At 71.4% G+C, this 22,795-nt stretch carries 18 protein-coding genes; 9 read left to right on the top strand and 9 right to left on the bottom strand.

All coding sequences use genetic code 11. From position 1 onward, the window contains the following. The first annotated feature begins 32 nt into the window (after positions 1 to 32). Positions 33 to 872, top strand: a complete 840-nt coding sequence (locus tag HGA03_RS06530; protein WP_168629417.1) for a TrmH family RNA methyltransferase — start codon at positions 33 to 35, stop codon at positions 870 to 872. On the opposite strand, the gene HGA03_RS06525 is transcribed toward HGA03_RS06530, so the two are convergent. Next, positions 857 to 1,654: a hypothetical protein gene (locus tag HGA03_RS06525; RefSeq protein ID WP_168629416.1), complete on the bottom strand. Its 798-nt coding sequence runs from the start codon at positions 1,652 to 1,654 to the stop codon at positions 857 to 859. The two genes, HGA03_RS06530 and HGA03_RS06525, sit on opposite strands and share 16 nt — an antisense overlap. 87 nt (positions 1,655 to 1,741) lie before the next feature. Here HGA03_RS06525 and HGA03_RS06520 point away from each other — a divergent pair, with 87 nt between their 5' ends. Further along, on the top strand, positions 1,742 to 2,764 hold the full coding sequence (locus HGA03_RS06520; RefSeq protein WP_168629415.1) for an alpha/beta hydrolase: 1,023 nt from the start codon (positions 1,742 to 1,744) through the stop codon (positions 2,762 to 2,764). Then, positions 2,761 to 6,039 (top strand): bifunctional lysylphosphatidylglycerol synthetase/lysine--tRNA ligase LysX, encoded by a 3,279-nt coding sequence (gene lysX, locus HGA03_RS06515; RefSeq protein ID WP_168629414.1) that lies wholly within the window; start codon positions 2,761 to 2,763, stop codon positions 6,037 to 6,039. Before HGA03_RS06520 ends, lysX begins: the two co-directional genes overlap by 4 nt. A gap of 6 nt (positions 6,040 to 6,045) precedes the next feature. Here lysX and HGA03_RS06510 read toward each other — a convergent pair whose 3' ends face one another. Both HGA03_RS06510 and HGA03_RS06505 read right to left on the bottom strand, forming a co-directional pair. Further along, positions 6,046 to 6,567: an ANTAR domain-containing protein gene (locus HGA03_RS06510; RefSeq protein WP_168629413.1), complete on the bottom strand. Its 522-nt coding sequence runs from the start codon at positions 6,565 to 6,567 to the stop codon at positions 6,046 to 6,048. Positions 6,568 to 6,809: 242 nt separating this feature from the next. Continuing rightward, positions 6,810 to 7,379 (bottom strand): DUF2231 domain-containing protein, encoded by a 570-nt coding sequence (locus HGA03_RS06505; protein WP_168629412.1) that lies wholly within the window; start codon positions 7,377 to 7,379, stop codon positions 6,810 to 6,812. Positions 7,380 to 7,494: 115 nt separating this feature from the next. Between HGA03_RS06505 and HGA03_RS06500 the strand changes: the two genes are divergently transcribed. The 4 genes from HGA03_RS06500 (at position 7,495) to HGA03_RS06485 (ending at position 11,902) form a co-directional block, all read left to right on the top strand. Next, a complete protein-coding gene (locus HGA03_RS06500; protein WP_168629411.1) occupies positions 7,495 to 8,193 on the top strand; it encodes an HAD family hydrolase in 699 nt (232 codons plus the stop codon). 197 nt (positions 8,194 to 8,390) lie between these two features. Further along, positions 8,391 to 10,079 carry a BCCT family transporter gene (locus HGA03_RS06495; RefSeq protein ID WP_168629410.1) on the top strand — a complete coding sequence of 563 codons (1,689 nt, stop codon included), beginning with the start codon at positions 8,391 to 8,393 and terminating at the stop codon, positions 10,077 to 10,079. A 45-nt stretch (positions 10,080 to 10,124) separates the two neighbouring features. After that, positions 10,125 to 11,516: an amino acid permease gene (locus HGA03_RS06490; RefSeq protein WP_168629409.1), complete on the top strand. Its 1,392-nt coding sequence runs from the start codon at positions 10,125 to 10,127 to the stop codon at positions 11,514 to 11,516. Between the two features lie 182 nt (positions 11,517 to 11,698). After that, the gene (locus HGA03_RS06485) at positions 11,699 to 11,902 is read left to right on the top strand and encodes a hypothetical protein (RefSeq protein WP_168629408.1); all 204 of its coding nucleotides are present in this window, start codon (positions 11,699 to 11,701) and stop codon (positions 11,900 to 11,902) included. Positions 11,903 to 11,968: 66 nt separating this feature from the next. On the opposite strand, the gene HGA03_RS06480 is transcribed toward HGA03_RS06485, so the two are convergent. Further along, positions 11,969 to 12,583, bottom strand: a complete 615-nt coding sequence (locus tag HGA03_RS06480; RefSeq protein ID WP_168629407.1) for a LysE/ArgO family amino acid transporter — start codon at positions 12,581 to 12,583, stop codon at positions 11,969 to 11,971. Positions 12,584 to 12,653: 70 nt separating this feature from the next. Here HGA03_RS06480 and HGA03_RS06475 point away from each other — a divergent pair, with 70 nt between their 5' ends. Both HGA03_RS06475 and HGA03_RS06470 read left to right on the top strand, forming a co-directional pair. Beyond that, entirely contained in the window at positions 12,654 to 13,502 is an 849-nt protein-coding gene (locus HGA03_RS06475; protein ID WP_203767498.1) for a LysR family transcriptional regulator ArgP, read from the top strand. Between the two features lie 10 nt (positions 13,503 to 13,512). Beyond that, complete coding sequence (locus HGA03_RS06470) at positions 13,513 to 14,562, top strand: App1 family protein phosphatidate phosphatase (RefSeq protein ID WP_168629406.1); 1,050 nt, start codon at positions 13,513 to 13,515, stop codon at positions 14,560 to 14,562. Between the two features lie 31 nt (positions 14,563 to 14,593). On the opposite strand, the gene HGA03_RS06465 is transcribed toward HGA03_RS06470, so the two are convergent. The 5 genes from HGA03_RS06465 to HGA03_RS06445 form a co-directional block, all read right to left on the bottom strand. Next, positions 14,594 to 15,334: a hypothetical protein gene (locus HGA03_RS06465; protein ID WP_168629405.1), complete on the bottom strand. Its 741-nt coding sequence runs from the start codon at positions 15,332 to 15,334 to the stop codon at positions 14,594 to 14,596. Then, positions 15,331 to 17,520 carry a WXG100 family type VII secretion target gene (locus HGA03_RS06460; protein ID WP_168629404.1) on the bottom strand — a complete coding sequence of 730 codons (2,190 nt, stop codon included), beginning with the start codon at positions 17,518 to 17,520 and terminating at the stop codon, positions 15,331 to 15,333. Before HGA03_RS06460 ends, HGA03_RS06465 begins: the two co-directional genes overlap by 4 nt. 3 nt (positions 17,521 to 17,523) lie before the next feature. Continuing rightward, positions 17,524 to 17,796: a hypothetical protein gene (locus HGA03_RS06455; protein WP_168629403.1), complete on the bottom strand. Its 273-nt coding sequence runs from the start codon at positions 17,794 to 17,796 to the stop codon at positions 17,524 to 17,526. Beyond that, positions 17,793 to 22,187, bottom strand: coding sequence for a type VII secretion EssC family protein (locus HGA03_RS06450; protein WP_168629402.1), 4,395 nt, complete (start codon positions 22,185 to 22,187; stop codon positions 17,793 to 17,795). Before HGA03_RS06450 ends, HGA03_RS06455 begins: the two co-directional genes overlap by 4 nt. Before the next feature lie 113 nt (positions 22,188 to 22,300). Then, positions 22,301 to 22,597, bottom strand: a complete 297-nt coding sequence (locus HGA03_RS06445; RefSeq protein WP_168629401.1) for a WXG100 family type VII secretion target — start codon at positions 22,595 to 22,597, stop codon at positions 22,301 to 22,303. Between the last annotated feature and the right edge of the window lie 198 nt (positions 22,598 to 22,795).

The raw sequence follows: 22,795 nt of genomic DNA, 5'->3' as shown, positions 1-22,795 counted from the left end.
GCAGTGTCCCGCACACCAGGGAGAATGGCCGGGTGCCCGCGTTCGAGATCCTGCCGCTGACCGACCCCGGCGACGAGCGGCTCGCCGACTATGTCCGGCTGACCGACGTCGCCCTGCGCTCCAAGCACGAACCGGCCAAGGGCTTGTACATCGCGGAGAGCTCCACCGTGCTGGCCCGGGCGCTGGAGGCGGGTCACCGGCCCCGGTCGGTGCTGGTCTCGCCGCGTTGGCTACCGGATCTGGAGGCGATGCTGGCCGGGTACGGCGACGGTGGCGACCCGGTGCCGGTGTACGTCGCCGAACCGGCGGTGCTGGAGGCGATCACCGGCTTCCACGTGCACCGCGGCGCCCTGGCATCGATGCACCGCCCGGTGCTGCCGCCGGTCGACCAGGTGCTGGCGGGGGCGCGCCGGGTGGTGGTGCTGGAGGACATTGTCGATCACACCAACGTCGGGGCGGCGATGCGGGCCTGCGCGGCGATGGGCGTCGATGCGGTGCTGGTCACCCCGTCCTGCGCCGATCCGCTGTACCGCCGGGCGATCCGGGTGTCGATGGGCACCGTGTTCCAGGTGCCGTGGACCCGGCTGGACAGCTGGCCCGGCGGGATCGAGCAGCTGCACGCGGCCGGGTTCACCGTGGCGGCGCTGGCACTGGACGACGACTCGATCAGCCTGGACGACCTGGCCGCGGACCCGCCGGAGCAACTGGCGACCGTCTTCGGCACCGAGGGCGACGGGCTCAAGCGGCAGACCATCGCGGCCTGTGACGCGACGGTGCGGATCCCGATGGCCGGTGGGGTGGATTCGCTGAACGTGGCCTCCGCGGTGGCCGTGGCGACCTGGGCGACCCGGGTGGCTCAGCCGGCCTCCTGATTCGCCGGGCTGACCGCGAGCACCACACAGCTCGCCACCGCCAGCACCCCCGCCACGGCGGCCGGGATCGCCCAGCCGGCCCGGACCGCGTCGCCGAGCACCGCCAGCCCGACCACCCCCGGCACCACCACCTCCAGCACCGAGCTGGTCGCCGCCGCCCCGCCGACCGGGCCGCGCTCCAGCGCCCGCAGGTAGCCGAGGGTGCCGATCACCCCGCCGACCACGATCACCGCTGCCAGCGGTTGCAGCACCGTGTCCAGCAGGTCGCCGGAGGCATGGGCGCCGCGGGCGGCGATCGCGGCCAGCGAGTAGCCGAGCCCACCGATCGCGGCCAGCAGCAGCGGGTGGCCGCGCCGGTACCCGGCGAGCAGGAGCACCACCAGCACCCCGGCCGCCACGAAGCAGCCGGTGACGAAGCCCGCCGGCGGGGTGACCGCGGGTTGCTCCCCGGACCCGGCGGCCAGCACCACCAGCGCCGCGATGGTCACCACCACCGCCACCCGGTCCACCCGGCGCAGCCGGACCCCGAGCAGCCGGCCGGCCAGCAGCACGACCACCACCAGCTGCGCCGCCAGGATCGCCTGCACCACGAACAGCGGCAGCCGGTCCAGCGCGAGCAGCGACAGCAGCCAGGCCACGCCGTCCACCACGAACCCGCCCAGCACCAGCGGTTGACGGATCACCGCCAGCCCGTGGGCGCGCCGGGTGGCGACCGCCTGCATCAGCGTCGACGCCCCGTAGCCGATCGCGGCCAGCACCGCCGCGCCCAGGGCGATCACCATGGCGGTTCCTCCTGATCCGGGTGGTCCTGCTCCGGACGCTACCGGCTGCGGCACGATGGAGGCTCGGGTTCGGCAGGAGGTCGGGGGATGGGTCGCAGTCCGGTGGCCTCGTGGTGGACGGTGGCGGGCCTGTGCGGGGGTGCGGTGCTGACCCGGCGGCGGCCCGTGCTGGCCGGGGGTGCGGCGCTGCTGGCCACCGGGATCGGGGCGAACCGGTTGACCGGCTATCTGCCCGACGCCGGGGCGGTGCGGCTGCGGCTCGGGCTGGGCACCGGGCGGCCGCCGCTGGGTGCCGCCGACCCGGCGCGCGGTGGGCTGGCGCGGGTGCGGATCCCGGTCGATCGCGGGCTGCGGATCCCGGCGCCGGTGGCCTGGGTCTACACCCCGCCCGGCTTCGACGACTCGGGCGCCGTGCGCTACCCGGTGGTCACCGTGCTGCACGGCTCACCCGGCACCGGGGCGGACTGGTTCGTGGCCGGCCTCGGCGGGCTGCTGGACGAGCTGATCGCGGCCGGCGAGCTGCGTCCGGTGGTGGTGGTCACCCCGGACCTGAACGCCTGGGGCACCTACGAGTCGTCCTGCCTGAACTCCTCGCGGGGCGGCTCGCAGGTGGAGACCTTCCTGACCGGGCCGGTGCAGGACTGGGTGAACGACCACCTGCCGGTCGACCGCCGTCCCGAGGGCCGGGTGCTGGCCGGGATGTCCGCCGGTGGCTTCGGCACGCTGGACCAGGGGCTGCGGCACCCGCAGCTGTGGTCGACATTGCTGTCGTTGCTGCCGTACGGGCACCCAGGGCTGGGCGGACGCCATCAGCTCGGCGACCCGGCACTCATCGCGGCGCACACCCCGAGCACCTACGCCGACACCATCCCGCTCCCGGACCGCACGGGGGTGTTCCTCGGCTACGGCACCCGCGAATTCCGTCGCGAGGTCGGCCGCACCGCCCATGACCTGGGCGTACGCCTGGCCGCCCGGGGGGTGGACACCCGGGTGTGCGCACTACCCGGGTACGGGCACAGTTGGTGGGCGGCGATCGCGCTGATGCGGGAGGCTCTGCGGTACGCGGAGCAGCGGCTCGCTCTGCTGCTCGACGAGGGGGGCCGGGAATGACCGACGACCGCAGACCAGCACCCGCCTGGGCGGAGACCGTCGCCCGGTGGGGTGGGCGGGTGTTGCAGTTCTACGCGGTCTGGTTGCTGGTCGGCCTGGTGGTCCGGCCGGTCGGGCGGGAGGTGGAACGACCGCTGGCCGACGTGCTGTCGGTGCTGAACATCCCGGCGATGCCGACCCTGTTCTCCGCCGTGGTGGTCGGTCTGGTCGCCAGCGGGTTCCTGCGCCGTCGCCGGCTCGCACTGTGGTTCGTGATCCTGGTCTGGCAGGTGCCGTCCGCGGCCGTGATGCTGCTCGCGTTGGCGCTCGACCTGGCCGACCCCGCAGCGGGGGTGCTGGACGGGGTGCGCTGGACCGCCTGGGCGGGTGCGGTCGCCGGGGTGGTGCTCACCGTGCTGCTGATCGCGGCCCGCCGGGCGTTCCCGGCCCGGATCGCCCCCGGTGCCTGGTGGCGGGCCACGGCGGTGCTGGCCGGGGGAGTGCTGACCGCGACCGGCGTGGTCTGGGCGCTGCTCCAGGTGGTGCCGACCACGCTGGAGGCACAGTGGCAGCGACTGGGCTGGGGGCTGAGCCTCGCGCTCGGGCTGTCCCCGCACGAGGAGCCGTTCGCCATCGACGGCAACGCCCCGGTCTGGCTGGGCTGGGTCGGCGGGGTGATCAGCGGCCTGGGGCTGCTCGCGGCGGCGGTGGTCTTCCTGCGCACCGGGCCGCGGGACCGGGTGCGCGACCCGGCCGAGGAGCTGGCGGTCCGGCGGCTGCTGCTGGAGTTCCCGGGCGGGGACTCGCTGGAGTACTTCGCCACCCGGGACGACCGCTCCGCGGTGTTCTCCGCCGACGGCCGGGCCGCGGTGTCCTACCGGGTGGTCAGCGGGGTGCTGCTGGCGGCCGGCGACCCGCTCGGCGACCCCGGCTCCTGGCCGGACGCGATCGAGCGCACCCTGGCGCACGCCCGCCGGCACGGCTGGGCGCCCGGGGTGCTGTCCGCGGGCGAACGCGGCGCCCGGGCGTACCGGGACGCCGGGCTGGCGGTGCTCACCATGGGGGACGAGGCCATCCTGGAGGCCCGGGACTTCGATCTGTCCCGACCGGCGATGCGCCCGGTCCGTCACGCGGTCGCCCGCCCGCAGCGCGAGGGCTACACGGTCCGGATCCGCCGGCAGGGCGACATCCCGGCCGAGGAACTGGCCGAGCTGGCCCGGGATGCTGAGACCTGGCGGCACGGCGAGGACGAACGCGGCTTCTCGATGGCCTCCGAACGCCTGGGCAGCCCGCGCGACCCCCGGGTGCTGGTGGTGACCGCCCACGACCGGGACGGGCACCCCCGGGGACTGCTCACCTTCGTGCCGTGGGGCCGGCGCGGGGCATCGCTGGACTACATGCGCCGCGCCCCGGAGGCGGTGCCGGGCGTCACCGAGCTGATGATCACCACCCTCGCCACCGAGGGCCCGTCCATCGCCGTGGACCGGGTGTCGCTGAACTTCGCGATGTTCCGCGGGATCATCGAACAGGGCGAGTCGGTGGCCGCCGGCCCGCTGCAACGACTGGGCCGGCGGGCGATCCTGTTCGCCTCCCGCTGGTGGCAGCTGGACCAGCTCTACCGCTCGAACCAGAAGTACGGTCCGCGCTGGCAGACCCGGTACCTGTGCTACGCCGCCCCGGCCCAGTTCACCTCGGTCACCCTGGCCGCCGGGCAGGCGGAGGGGTTCGTCCCGGCCTGGTTCGGTGGCTCCGGCGGATCGGCGCCCACCCCGGAGCAGGAGCGGGCGCTGGGCGAGGCGGTCCGGGAGCAGGAGGCCCGGCTGCTCGCGCTGGAGGTGCCCGCCCCGCGGCTCACCGACCAGGAACGCGCCCGCCGGGCCAAGCTCGACCGGCTGGCCGACGCAGGGATGCCCGCCTACCCGGTCCAGGTCCCGCGCACCCACCCGCTGGCCGAGGTTGGTCCGGAGCTGGCCGGCCGGACGGTGTCGGTGTCCGGCCGGATCGTCCGGATGCGCAACCTGGGCGGGGTCTGCTTCGCCGTGCTCCGGGAGGAGAACACCGAGCGCCAGGTGGTGCTGGCCGCGGACGGGGGCGCGGACCTGGCGCTCTGGCGCCGGACGGTCGACCTGGCCGACCACGTGAGCGTCACCGGCACCGTCGGTCACAGCCACACCGGCGAGCTCAGCGTCCTGGCCCACGCCTGGACCATGGCCGCCAAGTCGCTCAAGGCGCCGCCGGACAAGCGGCGCGGCCTGGCCGACCCGGAGACCCGGCTGCGGCTGCGGCACATCGACCTGGCGCTGGACACCGCCGCCAGCACCACCCTGCGCGGCCGCTCCCGGGCGGTGCACGCCCTGCGGACCGCGCTGGTCGACCGCGGGTTCGCCGAGGTGGAGACCCCGATCCTGCAGCGGGTGCACGGCGGCGCCAACGCCCGGCCGTTCCGCACCCACATCAACGCCTACGACATGGACCTGTACCTGCGGATCGCACCGGAGCTGTTCCTCAAGCAGCTCGCGATCGGCGGGGTGGAGCGGGTGTTCGAGCTGGGCCGCAACTTCCGCAACGAGGGCGCCGACTCCACCCACAACCCGGAGTTCACCTCGCTGGAGGCGTACCAGGCCTTCGGCGACTACACCACGATGCGGCACCTGACCCAGGAGCTGATCGTGGCGGCGGCGCTCGCGGTGCACGGCGAGCCGGTCTCCCGGCGGCAGGACGGCACGGTGGTGCGGCTGGACGGGCAGTGGCCGGTGGTGACCGTGCACGAGGCGGTGTCCCGGGCGGTCGGCGCCGAGGTCACCCCGGACACCCCGCTGCCCGCACTGTGGCGGCTGTGCGCGGGCGCCGGGATCGAGGTCGGGCCGGAGGAGAGCCACGGCGCGGTGGTCAATGAGCTGTACGACCGGCTGGTCGAGGGCAGCACCGTCGCCCCCACCTTCTACACCGACTTCCCGGTCGAGACCTCACCGCTGACCCGGGTGCACCGGCGCGACCCCCGGCTGGCCGAACGCTGGGACCTGGTCGCCTTCGGCGCCGAACTGGGCACCGCCTACTCCGAGCTGATCGACCCGGTCGACCAGCGCGAACGCCTGACCCAGCAGTCGTTGCTGGCCGCCGCCGGTGACCCGGAGGCGATGGAGGTGGACGAGGACTTCCTGTCCGCGCTGGAGTTCGGCATGCCGCCCACCGGTGGGCTCGGCATCGGGGTGGACCGGGTCTACATGATGCTGATCGGGGCGTCGATCCGCGAGACCCTGGCCTTCCCGTTCCTCAAGCCGCACCGGCGGGGGTGACCGGCGTCAGTCGTCGGCGGTGGCCCGGTCCGGCTTGCGCAGCTCCGCCAGGAACCGCCGCACCCGCTCGGCATCGGCGCCGAGTTCGGGCAGCGCCTCCACGATCGCGGTGGCCAGTGCCCGGATCGGGATGTTCGCGTCCATCGACGCGGCCCGGAGCAGAGCGAAGGCGGCCGGCGGGTCGGTCTGCTGGCTGAAGGCGACGGCGCCGACGGCCTGCTCGATCACCGACCGGGAGGTGGCGGCCGCGGCGATCGCGGAGGTCGCCACCGCCTGGCCGTACCGGTCCACCAGATCGGTGAGGTCGACCAGGTAGCCGTGCAGTTCGCCGGACCGGCGCTCGCCGACCAGCACGCACAGGCGCTCCCGGTCGGTGGCGTCGATCATCCGGTAGGCGACGCTGAGCGCAGGCGGGGGGTCGGCCAGCAGCGTGGCGAGCTCGGGGCGATCGCCGGGGTGGGCGTGGGCGAGCAGGAGATCGGTGGTGGGGACGACGTCACCGGCGGTGAAGCCGTGGATGGTGTACACCGGCTCCGACCACCACCAGGCGCCGGTGTGCGGGTCGAGTCGGTAGGCACCCGTCGGGGTGCCAATCCCGGGTGTCTGGGGTGGGTGGTTCAGCTCCGACAATGGTGGCGGCCCTCGTGCTGGTGCGATCCCGAGGGGCCTTGGCCCGACCCCCTGGTACCGCGCTGGTCAGAGGGTAGGTGGCCGGTGACCTGTCACAGAAATCGACGCACCGTGTGTCGCCGGACCCGGGTGGTCGAGCCTCAGGAGTGAGTGGCGCCGGGGTCGGCGGCATCGGGTCTGGGTGACTGCCGGCGGAAGGCTAGGTGGCCACCCAGGAAGCCCGCCGCGCCCAGCGCTCCGGCCGCCAGCAGCGAGGTGACCACGCCCGCCGTCCGGTGCCCGCGGCGGCGCAGCAGCCAGGAGGTGGCGAAGCCGGTGGTGGCCACCGAGTTCAGCCCGGCGTGCACCACCCCGACCCGTCGCACCCGCTGGTCGCCCAGCGCCCAGTCGGCCAACCCGGTCAGGGTCACTGGCAGCACGCTCAGCACGCCGAGCCCGAGCAGCCGGTCCGCGGCGGCGCGGGTGTCGCGGCCGCCGGTCAGGTCGAGGGTGACGCTGCTCAGCCACAGCCCGAGCGGCAGGTCGGTGAGCAGCGGATGGGCCGCGTGGCCGAGCGGGCGGCCCTGCAACAGCTCGGCCACGCCCCGGTGGGCGAGCAGCGGACGGCTGACCGCCGCCAGCCGCTCGACGCCCGGGTCGAGGGCTTCGGCGTGCTCCAGGGTCTCGGCCAGGCGGCCGGGGAGCGGGGTGGCGGTGTCGTGCTGGGGCATCGGGACCTCCGGGGGCTGGCGAGGTCTCGAGCGTCGCCGAACCGCCGGATCTGCGCATCTCGACACACCTACCATCTGGTAGGGTTTGGGGTACGGAGCGCACGAGGGAGTGACGATGGACGCACAGCAGCGGTACCCGGAGGGCGAGGTGGCCGCGGTGCTCTGGGACCTGGACGGGGTCCTGGTCGACAGCGAGGGCCTGCTGTTCGAGGCCGAGCGCCGGCTGCTGGCCGAACACGGTGCCGAGCTCACCGCGGAGGTGAAGGCCGGATTCATCGGGCTGGGCGGCACCGAGGTGCTGGCCGCCCTGGCCGATCACTTCGGCATCGACGCCGACCTGCCGGCCTGGACCGCCCGCAAGATGGAGCTGGTGGCCGAACTGCTGCCCGGTCTGCGACCCTTCGCCCCGACCACCGCCCTGGTCCGCGCCCTGGCCGAGGCCGGGATGCCGATGGCTGTCGCCTCCGGGTCGCCGGCCGACGCCATCGACAACGCCCTGCGCACGGTGGGCCTGGCCGACCTGCTGCCGGTCCGGGTCTCCGTGGACCAGGTCGCCGCCGGCAAACCCGCCCCGGACGTGTTCCTGGCCGCCGCCGACCGGCTCGGGGTGCCGCCGGAGCGCTGCGTGGTGATCGAGGACGCGGTGCCCGGGGTGCTGGCCGCCAGGGCCGCCGGGATGAGCTGCCTCGCGATCCCCTCGGTGACCGACCCGCTGGACCCCCGGTTCGAGGACGCCGACCTGCTGATCCGCGGCGGGATGTCCGCCGCCGATCCCACCGCACTGCTCGACTGGCTGGGCGTGCGCCGGGGCTGACCCGCGCACCCCGGTCCGCCGGGTCCACCGGAGGTTCGCGCCGCCGGGGCCGAGCCGCCGGGACGGCGGGGCCGACCGCAGCGACGACTGCGGGGCCGACCGCCGCCCCGGTGTGCCCGGGTATGCCCGAAGTGGCGGGTGACGACTCGCCGGTGGCACCCTGGACCGTCTTTTCCCTGCGTCCACCCGAGGTCCCGATGCCGTCGTCCCGCCCGTTCCCGGCCGGCCGGTGGGGGATCGCCCCCGCTGTCTTCTGGCCCTCCGCCGCCATCGTCGCGGTGGTGGCGGGCCTCACCATCGCCTTCCCCGGGCCCGCCGAGCGGTTCATCGGCGCGGTCCAGTCCAACGTGGTCAGCGGCTTCGGCTGGTACTACGTGCTGCTGGTTGCCGGCTTCGTCGCCTTTTCGCTCTGGGTGGGCATCGGGCGCTGGGGCGACATCACCCTCGGCCAGGACGACGACGAGCCCCGGTACAAGCTGGGCACCTGGTTCTCCATGCTGTTCGCCGCGGGCATGGGCATCGGCCTGGTGTTCTGGGGCGTGGCCGAACCGCTCAGCCACTACGCCGACCCCAAGCCCGGGGTCGAGGGCTCCCCGGCGCAGCTCGCCCAGGCGGCGATGTCCCAGACCTACCTGCACTGGGGGGTGCACGCCTGGGCGATCTACGTGGTCGTCGGTCTCGGCCTGGCCTACACCATCCACCGCAAGGGCCGTCCGGTCTCGATCCGGTGGGCGCTCGAACCCCTGCTCGGCGACCGGGTCCGCGGCCGGCTGGGCGACGTGGTCGACGTGACCGCCGTGGTCGGCACCGTGTTCGGGGTGGCGACCTCCCTCGGCCTCGGCGTGATGCAGATCGCCGCCGGGCTGGAACATGCCGGGGTGGTCGAGTCCGCCAGCACCGGCCTGGAGATCGTCCTGATCATCGTGGTCACCGCGGCCGCCACCCTGTCGGTGGTCTCCGGGCTGGACAAGGGCCTGAAGTGGCTGTCGAACATCAACGTCAGCCTGGCCGGGGTGCTGATGCTGCTGGTGATGGTGCTCGGCCCGACCCTGTTCCTGCTGCGCGAGTTCGTCCAGTCGCTGGGCAACTACCTGTCCAGCTTCCTGTCCCTGACCTTCAACGTCAGCGCCTACACCGGGGCCGAGGGCGAGGCGTGGCAGGCGGCCTGGACCACGTTCTACTGGGGCTGGTGGATCAGCTGGGCACCCTTCGTCGGGGTGTTCATCGCCCGGATCTCCCGCGGGCGCACCGTCCGGGAGTTCGTCGGCGGCGTGCTGCTGGTGCCGACCCTGGTCACCTTCCTGTGGTTCTCCGTGCTCGGCGGTTCGGCGCTGTTCCAGGAGCTGTTCGGCGGCGGCGGCCTGATCGGCCCGGACGGCGAGGTGGTGCCGGAGAACGCGCTGTTCGACCTGCTCGCCGGTCTGCCCGGCGGTGCGGCGCTCACCATCGGCGCGATCATCCTGATCGCCCTGTTCTTCGTCACCTCCGCCGACTCCGGCGCGCTGGTGGTCGCGATGCTGTCGGCCGGCGGCAACCCGAACCCCGGCACCCGGCTGGGGGTGGTCTGGGCGGCGCTGGTCGGGGTGCTGGCGATCGCGCTGATGCTCGCCGGGGGACTGACCGCGTTGCAGACCGCCGCGATCCTGATCGCCCTGCCGTTCTCGGTGGTGATGATCGGGATGGTCTTCGCCACGTCCAAGGCGCTGCACCTGGAACACATGGCGGTGCTGCGCGCCGAGCGGCGGCGGGCCCGCGCCACCCTGACCGCCCACGTCACGGCCACGGTGGAGGCCCAGCTCGCCGAACGTGGCGAGGGCCCGGCCACCCCCGATCCGGACGACGGCGGCGCCCGGTGGTGGCGGAAGGTGCGCGGACCCCGCGACTGATCCGGGTACGGTGTCCCCGCTCCGCTCAGCCGACCCGGGACCCCGATGACCAGCGACTCCACCCCGTCCGCCGACCACCTGCGCGCCGGACTCCAGACCCGCCACCTCACGATGATGGGGCTCGGCTCGGCCATCGGCGCCGGCCTGTTCCTGGGCAGCGGCGCCGGTATCGCCACCGCCGGGCCCGCGGTGCTGGTCTCCTACGCGATCGCCGGGCTGCTGGTGATCCTGATCATGCGGATGCTGGCCGAGATGGCCTCCGCGCTCCCGGCCAGCGGGTCGTTCTCGGTCTACGCCGAGAAGGCGCTCGGCCGCTGGGCCGGGTTCACCCTGGGCTGGCTGTACTGGTTCACCCTGATCATGGTGCTCGGCGCGGAGATCACCGGCGTCGCCCAGATCGTCACCGGCTGGCTGCCCGGCCTGCCGCAGTGGGTGGTCGCCGCGGTCTTCGTCACCCTGTTCGCCGTGATCAACCTGTCCGGGGTGCGGCAGTTCGGCGAACTCGAGTTCTGGTTCGCCTTCATCAAGGTCGCCGCCATCGTGGGCTTCCTGATCGTCGGGGTGCTGCTGGTGTTCGGCCTGTTGCCCGGCACCGATCCGGTGGGCACCAGCCACCTGCTCGGCGACGGCGGCTTCGCCCCGGCCGGGATCGGTGGCGTGGCCGCCGGGCTGCTGGTGGTGGTCTTCGCCTTCGGTGGGATCGAGATCGTCACCATCGCCGCCGCGGAGGCCCGCGAACCGCAGCGCGCCGTGGCCCGGGCCACCCGGACCATCGTCTGGCGGATCCTGCTGTTCTACGTGGGCTCGGTCGCGATCATGGTGCTGGTGCTGCCCTGGGACGCCCCCGCGCTGCTCACCGGACCGTTCGTGGCGGTCCTGGAGCTGGCCGGGCTGCCCGGCGCCGCCCAGCTGATGGAGGTGGTGGTGGTGATCGCGCTGCTGTCCGCCTTCAACGCCAACGTCTACGGCACCTCCCGGATGGCCTACTCGCTGGCCGGCCGCGGCGACGGACCCACCGTGTTGCGCCGGGTGTCCCGACGCGAGGTGCCCTGGGTGTCGGTGCTGGTGTCGGTGTTCTTCGCGGTGATCGCCGTCGCGCTGAACTGGCTGCTGCCGGATGACCTGCTCGGTCTGCTGCTGAACGCGGTCGGTTCCGCGCTGCTGGTGATCTGGGTGCTGATCGCCGTCGCCCAACTCAAGCTGCGACCGGTGCTGGAACGCGAGGCGGCCGAACGCGGCGAGCCGATGACGCTGCGGATGTGGGGCTACCCCTGGCTGACCTGGGCCACCCTGGCCGGGCTGGCCGGACTCGTCGGGCTGATGATCGCCGACTCCACCGCCCGCGACCAGCTTGCCGCGACCGCCGGGCTGGTGGCGGTGATCGTCGTGGTCTACGCGATCAGCGCGGTGGTGCGGCGCCGCCGGGTCACGGACTGAGCGGGGCGAACCCGCCCCGCCGGACGGTCGGCGATGCCACCATGTCCCGGTGAGCATCGACCGCTGGCTCGCCCAGGAGGCCGCCTGCCGCCCACCCGACGCGGGGTTCTACCCGGTGGGCTGGGAGGTCGAGCCGCCCCGGCTGCCCGAGCCGGCCCGGCTGCCCGAGCCGGCTCGGGCAGGTGTTCGACGGGGAGTGGTCGGCGTGGGGGAGCCGGCCCACGGAGCCGATCGAGCCGGCGCCCCCGCCGCGGCCGAACACCGGTTTCCGCTGGTCCGAGGATTGGCCGGTGGTGGCCGGGATGGCGGTGGCCGTCTTCGGGATCGTGCTGGCCCTGCTGTTCGGCGGCGGAGATCCGATCGTCGCCCGGCCGTGGCGGGGATGAGCTCCTCACCCTGGTGCGCCGGCAGAAACCGGCCGTCGCCCGCCCTCGTGGTGGAGTGGGCCTCCCTCACCCCCGCAGCCCGAGCAGCAGCCCGGCCGCGATCGCCAGCATCACCGCGGCGATCACCCCGTCCAGCACCCGCCAGGCCCGCGGCCGGGCGAACAGCGGCGTCAGCAGCCGCGCCCCGTAGCCCAGCGCGGTGAACCACAGCAGCGACCCCAACATCGCCCCCGCCCCGAACCACCAGCGCAGCTCACCGTACCCGGCCGCCACCGAGCCGAGCAGCACCACGGTGTCCAGGTACACATGCGGGTTCAGCCAGGTCAGCGCCAGGGCGGTTCCCACCGTGCCGGCCAGCCGCGGCGGCCGCGCCACGCCGGTGTCCTCGACGCTCAGCGCCGCCGGGCGCACCGCGCGGCGGATCGCCAGCACCGCGTACCCGGTGAGGAAGGCCGCCCCGGCGATCCGAGCCACCGTGAGCACCGCCGGATGCCGGTCCACCAGCACGCCGAGCCCGGCCACCCCCGCCCCGATCAGCGCCAGATCGCTGATCGCGCACACCGCCACCACCGGCAGCACCTGCCGCCGCGTCAGCCCCACCCGCAGCACGAAGGCGTTCTGCGCCCCGATGGCCACGATCAGCGACAGCCCGAACGCGAGCCCGGCGAGCAGAGAGGTCATGGCCGCGACGCTAGGGTGCGTCCCGCATATCAGTCCAATGACTGATGCTGCCCGAGCATAAGCTGTTCTGATGGAAGCCGATCTGCCCCAGCTGCGCGCCCTGCTGGCCGTGATCGACCACGGCTCCTTCGAGGCCGCCGCCGACCACCTGCACCTCACCCAGTCCGCCGTCTCGCAGCGGATCCGCGCCCTCGAGTCCGCCGTCGGCCAGGTGCTGGTCCGCCGCACCCGCCCCGCCGGAGTCACCGAGGCCGGCCGGATCTACCTCCGCCTGGCCCGTCAGGTGATCGCCCTCGGCGACCAAGCCCGCCAGGACGCCACCGGCCACACCGACCGGCACACCCGGCTGCCGATCGCGGTCAACAGCGACTCCCTCGGCAGTTGGGTGCTGCCTGCACTCGCCCCGTTCGCAGACGACATCGCCTTCGACCTGCACCGCGAGGACGAGGCCCACTCGGTCGCTCTGCTGCGCGAGGGCACCGTGATGGCCGCCATCACCACCAGCGGCCGGCCGGTCCAGGGCTGCACCGCCCATCGGCTCGGCTCCCTGCGCTACCTGCCGGCCACCGCCCGCCCCGAACTGTTCCCGGACGGCGCCACCCCCGAGGCCCTGCGCCGCGCCCCGGTCGTGGTCTTCGACCGCAAGGACGACCTGCAGGACGCCTTCCTCCGCGACCACGGCGTCGACCCCGCCGCCCCACCCCGGCACCACGTGCCCGCCTCCGCCGACTTCGCCACCGCCGTCCGGCTCGGCATGGGCTGGGGCATGCTCCCCGAGACCGAGATCCACGGTCTCACCGTCCTCGACCAGCACCCCACCGACGTCACCCTGCACTGGCAGCAGTGGTCGCTCGCCACCCGCGCTCTGGAACAGGTCGGCGCCGCCGTTCGAGCGGCGGCCGCCGCCCACCTGCGGTGATACTGGCCCGATGAGCTTCGCCGCCTGGACCGCCCGCACCGAGGACCGGATCAACACCCGCCTCGCCCGTCGGCTGGCCCGGCACGGGTTCGTCCCCCGAATCGTCGCCTACCCGTCCTACGGCTCGACCGAGTGGGCCCGGATCCGCGCCCGCGTTCTGCTCAGCGACCCCCTCGCGCCCACCCCCGGCTCCACCGCCCGCCGCGGCTGGCGCAACCTGCTCACCGCCGAACTCGCCGGCGCCGAGGTCGAGATCCGCCGCCCCGACGGCGCCCTGCTCGACCTGGTCCGCACCGACCGCGGCGGCTACGTCGACACCACCATACCGGTCACCCTCGACACCGGCCCGCAGACCCTCCTGCTCACCGTCCCCGGCGGCGACCAGGCCATCCCCGCCCCGATCCACATCGTCGACCCCACCGCCCGGCGCGCCCTGGTCTCCGACATCGACGACACCGTCCTGGTCACCCTGGTTCCCCGCCCGCACATCGCCGCCTGGAACTTCCTGGTCCGCAGCGAATCCGGCCGCAGCCCCGTCCCCGGCATGCCCGACCTCTACCGCGCACTCACCGCCGACGGCCCCACCCCGGTCTTCTACCTGTCCAACGGCGCCTGGAACACCGCCGGCGCACTCGGCCGCTTCCTCACCCGCGTCGGCCTGCCCTCCGGCGCGCTCCTGCTCACCGACTTCGGCCCCACCGGAACCGCCCTGTTCCGCTCCGGCCGCGCCCACAAGGCCGACACCCTGATCCGGCTCTCCGACGAGTTCCCCCACCTGCGCTGGGTCCTGATCGGCGACAACGGCCAGCACGACCCCGAGATCTACCGTGCCTTCGACGCCGCCCGCCCCGGCCGGGTCGAGGCGGTTGCCATCCGCGAGCTCACCCCGGTCGAGCAGGTGGTGGCCAGCGGGACGCCGGTGCCGCTGCCGTCCGCGCGGGAGGGGATGGCGGAGTTGGAGCGGGTGGAGACGGTGTTCGTGACCGGGGCGGACGGGGCGGAGCTGGCGGCGGGGCTGCGTGAGGCGGGGGTGTTGACGGGGGACGAGGACGTCGCCTGAACCGCGCCGCGGGGGGCTGTCGAGTCCGGGCCTAGTTCGTGGCCTCAGAACTGGGGTCGGGGCGCCAGGTGACGACGTGATCCTCCCAGTTGGTGAAGACCTGCTGGACGTTGTCGACGCCAGAACAGTCGACATCGGCAGCCTGCTGACTGGCCATCCGCATGCGGAGATCGCCCGGGTGGACGTCGTAGTTGGATAGCTGCACGAGCTCTCTGTCCGAGAGGGGATAGACCTCGAACGCGGCTCTGGTCGCTTTTCGATCATCGGAGGCGTCGACACGGTCCTGCCGCGGGTGATAGATGACCGGGCTGCGGGTCATGCACACGGTGACGATCTGTGTGCCTTGTCCAGAGCTCCGGATGTCAACGGGCGTGAATGGCACGGGTCCGAGCTGGAACGAGAGATACCAGAATCTCTCCTCTCGAAGCATGCTGGTGAACTGTCGATTGTCCGTCGAGATATACCGCGAGAACTGGGCAAACTCCTCGCTGTTGGCGAGTCCCGACCATGCGATGGCGGCATAGGTGGCGCGGATGGTGCGCACGGCGTCGGTGTCTTCGAGAGGGTTGGTCGCATCGAGGGCCGGGGCGAGACTATCCAGCGGGGCTGCGGGGTACCGCGGGATGATAGGCGTGGGAGACGGATCGATACCCAATGCGGCCTCGCGACTTGCGTCTGCGTTCGAATACAACGCCGCGAACGCGAGAGCCAATAACAGGACCAGAGCAGCGGCGACGGCGGCCGGGCGGTGATTCTTGATCCATGTGGTCATGGCATGTCTCCGCGGGGGATGGGAACGACGGTCGGATCTGATGCGCCCCCAGGTGGCACGATCGAGTAGCTGCCCGTGGAGTCCAATTGAGTAAATGCATTAGACGCCGTGTCGTAACTCGTGTACACCTCAGACTCGGGGCTATTCCCCAGCTGCGCAGTCAATTCGTCCGACAGGTCGAAGGCTGTCGCAAGGCTATCCCTGAGTGCCGCGCCAGCGGTGGTTCTGGGATGCGTACTGAGCTGACGAACCTGGTCCGGGCCAAGGATTTGCGGATCTAGGGACTCTAGTACGCCCTGCATGTTTCCAGACACAACCCCTGAAACATAATCCGCAATCTTGTACCCGGTATCAACCGAGGGGACCAGCGACAGCAGGGCGAAAGCAAGGTCGAGTTGCTGCCGGTGGGCCTCGCTGACGGCGCTGGCGTGACTAGCAATCTCGGCGCCGTAGGCACTGGCCAACCCCTGAGCTGATCCTATCATCGACAGCGCCTCCGAAAGTGAATCGACCGGGATTCTCCCTTCGTTAATCGCCGCAATTACGTCACTCTGCCAGATGTTCAGGGCTGTGCCGTATGTGCGCAGCGCGCCAGGGTCTGTCAATGCGACACCCAAGACCCTCGCAAGATTGCCCTGATTAGTGCTGAGCGTGATGGTCGCGAGTTTTCCGTCTGCAGTGAATATCCATCTAGTGACTTCCGAAGTTGTCCCATTGGCCTGAGCCGCAATTTCGGCCATGTAAGGTGTCAAAGCGTTGACGATGTTGAGCTTGGCAGTTGCTGACGTAGTGGTCATCGTGTAACTCGGGTTCGCTCCGAGGCCTTCTAGTGCGCGACTGACGAACGAGGTTAGAGATGCCCACGAACTGGTGCTGTCTGCGCTATAGCGCCCAGCCTGGAGAGCGGGGGAATTGGTCATGCTGCTGAGGAGGCCTGTTGGGGCTTCAAACCCTGTCACCGACCAGTCGCGCTCATAGAACCAATAGTCAGTGCGCGCGGCGGATTGCGCCGAATCTGGATTGCCAAAGAATGCGAGTGCCTCGGTCGGAATCAACGACAGGTTCGTGAAGATGCTTGTCGCCAGGTCTGCAACGGCACCGGTGCCGAGAATCCAGGCAGCCTGCCCGGCGTCACCGGACAGGGTCAGTGGATCGCGTTCGAGCCCGATCTTCTCAAACAGGACCGGGTCGTGGGTCCGGATGTGCTCGAGTCGTTCCATTGAGCCCAACCCGACATAAGGGTTCAGTCCGCTGGTGGCCAAAACGCCCGGCACGGTGACCATCGCCGACGAATCGGCGTCCTCGATCGCATCGATCAGGTCGGATCCGTACTGCTCGCAGGTTGCGGGCGACCATTGCTGGCTCGCGAGGGCAAGGCCGTTGTTGAGTGCGCTGATCAAGTCTCGGGCGCGCTGAAAGTCCTCGTCGTCGACGGGAGTGACCGCCAACACGGCCTCTTGCAGCTCGACGAACCCCTCCGCGCCCAGGGCTGTGAAGAACTTGTCGCACATGTCGGGATTGCTGCCGTACTGGAGGAGGAACTGTCGCAGCAGGTCCAGGTCCTCGGTGGTGACGGTCCCGTCGTTCAGGATCTCAAGGATATTGTCGATGATCTGCTGATCAGTCAGTCGCCGGCCATCAGCGCTGGTCGTGAGCGCGCGCCATTGAGATGTGCTCCCGCCCGGGGCCTCCAGCAGCAACGTCGCGATCTGATCGTCGAGTGCGGTTCGCCGCGACTCGATCTCCGTCATCTCAGTCTCGACCTGGGCGCGGGCCAGGCGGGCAGAAGTCAGTTCGCCGGTGAGACCAGTTGCACCGGTCCCGCTGCTTTCGGCCCTGGTCAGGTTTCGCTGGGCGGTGGCGACGCGCTCGTCGCAGGTCCGGTATCGCTCGAGCGTCGCGTCGGCCTCTTCTTGAAGGTTCTCGAGCTGGGTCGCGTAGGAGTCCAATGCACTGGCGAGTCTGTCCCACCCGTCGACCACTCCTGCGGCCATTGTCGACAGGCCGCTCATCGTTGCGCTGAATGAGTCGGCGGCCAGCCCTGTCCATGAGCCACTGTCCACCACGGCGGTCTGATTGTTCGCGGTGCGCCGGTCATTGACCAGTCCTTGTGAGTATCCGCGGATTCGGGTCGCGGCGCCCCTGACTTGGAGTGTATCCCCCTGTGCGGGATCGAGATTGACCACGTGTCATCCTCCCATTGCGGCGACGTTACGATCTGCGGCGTTGTAGCTCTGCACGGATTGCTTGAGTTGCTGCCCCACGTTCCCCCAGCTTTGTCGCATGGTTCGATCTTGCCCGAACATCAGGGCGAGAGCCTGTTGAAACGCGCCGCTGACGCGGTCCGATCCGCACGAATCGAGCGATGGCCAGAACGGCTCGAAGATCACGCTGTTGTGGAAATTTCCCAAAGCGGTCGCGGCGCTGTCGATCGCCGCATCATTCGTTCTGAGATCGCTCATGTATCCGTCCTATGTTGTTGGCTGATCGGCAGTTGGACCAGGCGTGTTCGGCCTGCTTCCGCGTACAGTCCCCGCCCCGGAGGGTTGTCGGCCCGTCGGACACGTGGGAACTGGGTGCGAACGATGCTGTCCCCGTCCGACTGTTCTGGTTGAAGGATGATGCCGCGGCGTTCGCTCTTGATTTCGCTCGCCAATGTCCATGACGAGTTCCATGTTGAACTCTCAGATTCCGCGATAATTAGGTGGCCATTGGATCGGGCGGCCCTGATCAGCGCGATGAGAGCCGAGTCTGCCTCGCCGTTGATGTGGGCCGTGACTCCTTCGATTAGGAAGGTCGCGCCCCGGCCCTCCTCTGCTGGCTGTTCGAATACCGGCAAGAGAGACGTCGCAAGTTCCGCGATGTCGGTGGGACCGATAGCACACCGGTCCCACAATTGAGTCGCCGCGACGACGGAGTTCCGGGGCCCGCCATAGTACAAGGGCGCCTCTTCTCGGTGCCGCCGCAGAGAACGCGCGAGAGTGATCAACGCGGTGCTCCGTCCCGTGCCTGAAAGTCCCGCCACGATCATGACTCCGGAACGCTGGAATCCGACCGGTTCAAGGTCGTCGTCGGCGACACCCAGGAGCGGGTCTCCGTCAACGTCGGTTGGAAGAGTATTCAGTTCGATCAGGTCGGGAAGTCGGCGAATCTCCGCAGCCACCGAGGCGCCTTCACGGGCCAGGGTCTCGGCGAGTGCCTCGATCGCCTCACTTTGGGCTTTCGGAGAGGGGGTGGCGTCAATGACGCCAATCTGGATCGCGTCCGTCGATCCTGACATGACACCACGCCCCGGTTCGGTGGTGGGATTGAGAATGTCTCTCGCTACGCCGAGAGTGAGGTATGAGTTCTCGTCGGACTGTCGCAACACGAGTCGCCGGGAGATCGCACTGAACATAGAACTCGGAAATGCCTGCGGGCGATCCGCGGAGACGACTACATGGATCCCGACGGCACGGCCCTCGGCGATTAGTTGGGCAAAGGCCGCAAAGACGACGGAGCGTCCGAGCTGGCCCTCGTAGTTCTCCCGGAACGCCGCAAACCCGTCGAGTAGTAGGAAGATCCGCGGTTCGTCCCGACCAGTAAGGGATCGATACTCCGCGATCGAGGCGGCTCTGCTTGCGGAGAACGCCTCAGCACGGGACTCCAGGGTGGCCACCAGGTCGCGGGTCAGCCGCAGCACCCGCTCGGTGTCCGTCCCGCTGATGATCGACCCGACCTGGGGCAGCGCCTCGAGCATGGCGAGGCCGCCCCCGGCGAAGTCGAGGCCGTAGATCTCCACTCGGCCGCGGGCGGTGGCCGCCGAGACCGCGACCGACCGCAGGACGGTGGACTTACCCGCGCCGGAGTTGCCGTAGACGGCGAACGCGCCCTCCTCGTCGGGCCGGTAGCGGAAGGGGACCTGGGCCTGGTCGGCGGGGACGTCGATCATGCCCAACGGCAGGTCGTCGTCGGTGTGGCCGGAGTCGAGGTCGAGGGCGATGATGCCGGGCAGTTCGTCCAGCCAGGGCCGGCGCGGGACCGGGATGTCGGCCTGTTCGGCGGCGCGGCAGAGGGTGTCGACGATCCGGGCGGCGTCGGTGGGGCCGTCCTTGGGGCGGGGGATGAGTGCTTCGGGCGGGGGTGGGACGGTCCACTCCTCGCCGGGGCCGAAGGTGAGGGACTCGATGCCGATCGACACCGGGGGCGGGGCGCTGTCGGAGCGGCCGCCGACGTAGCCGGTCTGGAACATGGCGAGCCGTCCGGGGCCGGTGCGGACGGCGCCGCGGCCGGGGATGCGCGGGTCGAAGTGCGCGGCCATCGGGCTGCCGAGGACGTCGCTGGAGTCGGATTCGTCGGCCATGCGCAGGGCGATCCGCAGGTTGGTGTTGGCGCGCAGGTTGTCCTTGATCACGCCGGCCGGTCGCTGGGTGGCGAGCACCAGGTGCAGGCCGAGCGAGCGGCCGCGCTGGGCGACGTCGACCACGCCGTCGACGAACTCCGGGATCTCCTGGACCAGGGCGGCGAACTCGTCGACCACGATCACCAGGGCCGGTGGCGTGCGGGGGTCACCGGTGCGCTCCAGGGAGAGCAGGTCCTTGGCCTGGGCCTGGGACAGCAGGTGCTCGCGGTAGCGCAGTTCGGCGCGCAGTGAGGTCAGCGCGCGGCGGACCAGGTGACCGGCGAGGTCGGTGACCAGGCCGACGCAGTGCGGGAGTTTGACGCAGTCGGCGAAGGCGGCGCCGCCCTTGTAGTCGACGAACAGGAAGGTCACGCGGTCGGGGGAGTGCGCGGCGGCCATGCCCATCACCCAGGCCTGCAGGAACTCGGACTTGCCGGCGCCGGTGGTGCCACCGACCAGGGCGTGCGGGCCCTGGGAGCGCAGATCGAGCACGAACTCGCCGTCGGTGCCCTGGCCGATCACCCCGCGCAGGTGCGCGTCGGAACCGCGGCGGACGGGTTCGCCCTGCCGGTTGAGGATCGAGCCGGTCTCGTGCCAGCGCTCGACCACGGCGCCGGGGTCGGCAGCGATCTCGGCACCGGCGACCCCGAGGTAGCCCACGGCCCGTGGCAGGTCGGACTCGTCCAGGGTGAGCGCGCCGGCGTCGGTGACCCCGGCCAGGTGGCGGCCGAGGGTCATCGCGGTGACCTCGTCCAGGGTCTCGGGGACGACGTCGTACCAGATGCCGTCCTCGGTCCGGCCGGTGCGGGCGCCGGCCTCGTCGGCGATCAGCACCGCGCGGCAGGAGGCGGGCAACCGGCGCTGGGTGTCCGCCCGCCAGATCACGATCACCCCGGCCGCCAGGCCTTCCTCGGCGATCCGGACCAGGCGGCCGCGCTCGGCGGGTGCGTCGTCCTCGACCAGGAGCACGACCCAGGGCAGTGGCGGCCCGTTGCGCGAGCTGTTGCCGCCGGTGCGCTGGGCGATCAGCTCCTCGACCTGGGTGATCACGGTGGCACAGGCCGCGGGGCTGGTGGCCAGATGGGCGCCCAGCGGGGAGTGCGGTGAGTCGACGTGCGGCAGCCAGGACAGCCAGTCCCAGCGGGCGGCGCTCGCGTGGGAGGCGACACCGGCGATCACCAGCTCGGCGGGGGAATGCAGGCACGCGATCTGGGCCAGCAGTGCCCGGGCGACCGGCTCGGCGGCGGCGATCTCCCCGGCCACCCCGAGCACCCCGAGGTCGGTGAGGTCGGCGACGTGCGGAACCCCCGGGACATCGGTGAGCTCCGCCAGGGTCTGGCGCAGGCGTTCCCACATCTGCGGGTCCGACGTGCCGCGGTTCGGCGGCTCGATGACGGTCCGCGAGGGGGCGGTGCCGGTCCCCAGCCGCAGGGTCAGGAACCCGGGTTCGCGCGGGCGGGCGGACCAGAGCACCGGTGCCAGCCCGAGCGCCGCACCGACGGTCTCCCGGGTCGCGGGCGATTCGGCGAGCCGGGCTTCGCGTTCGAGGGTGTGGTCGACCTCGATCTGGCGGCGCAGCAGGTCGAGGGCCTCATCGAAGGCGACCGACTCGGTGCCGAACTTCTTCTTGCCCGAGGATCGCGAGTTCCACCAGTTGCCGAGCATCATCATCGGGCTGAGCGCGACGAACATCAGCGACATCGGGTTCCGGGTGAAAGTGAACATGGCCGCGCCCATCACCATCGGGGCGATCAGCGCGAGGATCGGGAACTTCGTCGGGTTCGGCGGGGTGGGCACGTCGGGTGCGGGCACGGTGCGCTCGGGGTAGCGCTGCACCAGCCGGGGCGACCGGTTGTACGCCACCACCGCTCCGGTGGCGCCGGTGGTGTGGTCGGTGGCGTCCGGGTCGATCACCAGCACCTGGAGTTGGGTGTTGCCGAGGACCAGGATGTCGTCGGGGCGCACGACACTGCGGCTGACCGGGCCGTCACCGATCAGAACGCCGTTGGCGGATCCGGCATCGACGACCTCGATCTGGTCGCCGACCAGGAGCCGGGCGTGCAGGCGGGAGACCTGGCTGTCGGTCAGGCGCAGGTCGCAGTCCGGGCCGCGGCCGATGGTGGCGACACCGGCCCCGAGTTCGATCTCCTGCCCGGAGTCCGGGCCGGCCACCACGACCAGCCGGGCCACCGCCGCCGATCCCGAGGTGATCTCGGAGGCGTCCCGCGGGGTGACGGCGATGGTCGAGCCGGCGCGGAATCCGGCCTCGCTGAGACTGGTGTCGCGGCGGATCCGCCGGAAGTCGACATCGTCGGGCCGGTGGATGCTGAGTTCCGGCTCGCCGGGCACGGCGGAGGCCGGATCGGCCCGCACCAGGGCGTCGGCGAGATCACCGACCGTGGCGGTGGCCTCGGTGGTGATGGTGACCGGGGTGGCCGCTCGGGGGCGACGCAGGACGACTCGAGTGCGCATGGCTCCTCACCGGGGCTGCTGGTTGCCGGGACGCGCACGACCGTCGCCCCACCCGTGGGGGCGGGACGACGGTCGCGAGGGCCCGCCGGGTCGGCGGCGGGCGGTCGGACGGGTCAGCTGCGCAGCTGGGACGCGATCTGGGTGTCGGTGTCCTTGAGGATCTGCGCGGTCTGCCGCAGGTTCTGGGCGAGGATGTCCAGGTTCGAGATGGTGGACTTCGCCGCCGTGTCGAAGTTCCCGTAGGTCTCGTTGAAGGCCCCCGAGGCCTGGTCGGTGACGAAGCCGGAGGAGACCAGGGTCGAGATGAAGGTCCGCAGCTGCATGAGCTGGTCCTCCAACTGGCCCTTGCCGGTGATGAGCTGGTTCGCGGCGCTCTCGATCTCGTCGTAGCTGACATTCATGTTGGCCATAGGAGTTCCCCTGTGTGTCGGTCGGTGCGGGCAGAACGCCCGAGCCCGGCAGGCTAGGCGCAAACGTGCCGCGACGGACGGGAAATTGGTAGCGCGATTCGGACCTGAGTGGTGGCCGAGGCGAAGAAAAGCCCTCACGGGGCGTTGACTGAGTGCTGTGACCGGTCTGACAGGGTGCTGTGACCGACCCCACTAGGG

The sequence above is a fragment of the Cellulomonas denverensis genome, assembly GCF_012396125.1.
GTDB lineage: Bacteria > Actinomycetota > Actinomycetes > Actinomycetales > Cellulomonadaceae > Cellulomonas > Cellulomonas denverensis.
Note: the sequence above shows the minus strand (reverse complement) of the source record. Positions and strands in the feature narration are given on the sequence as shown.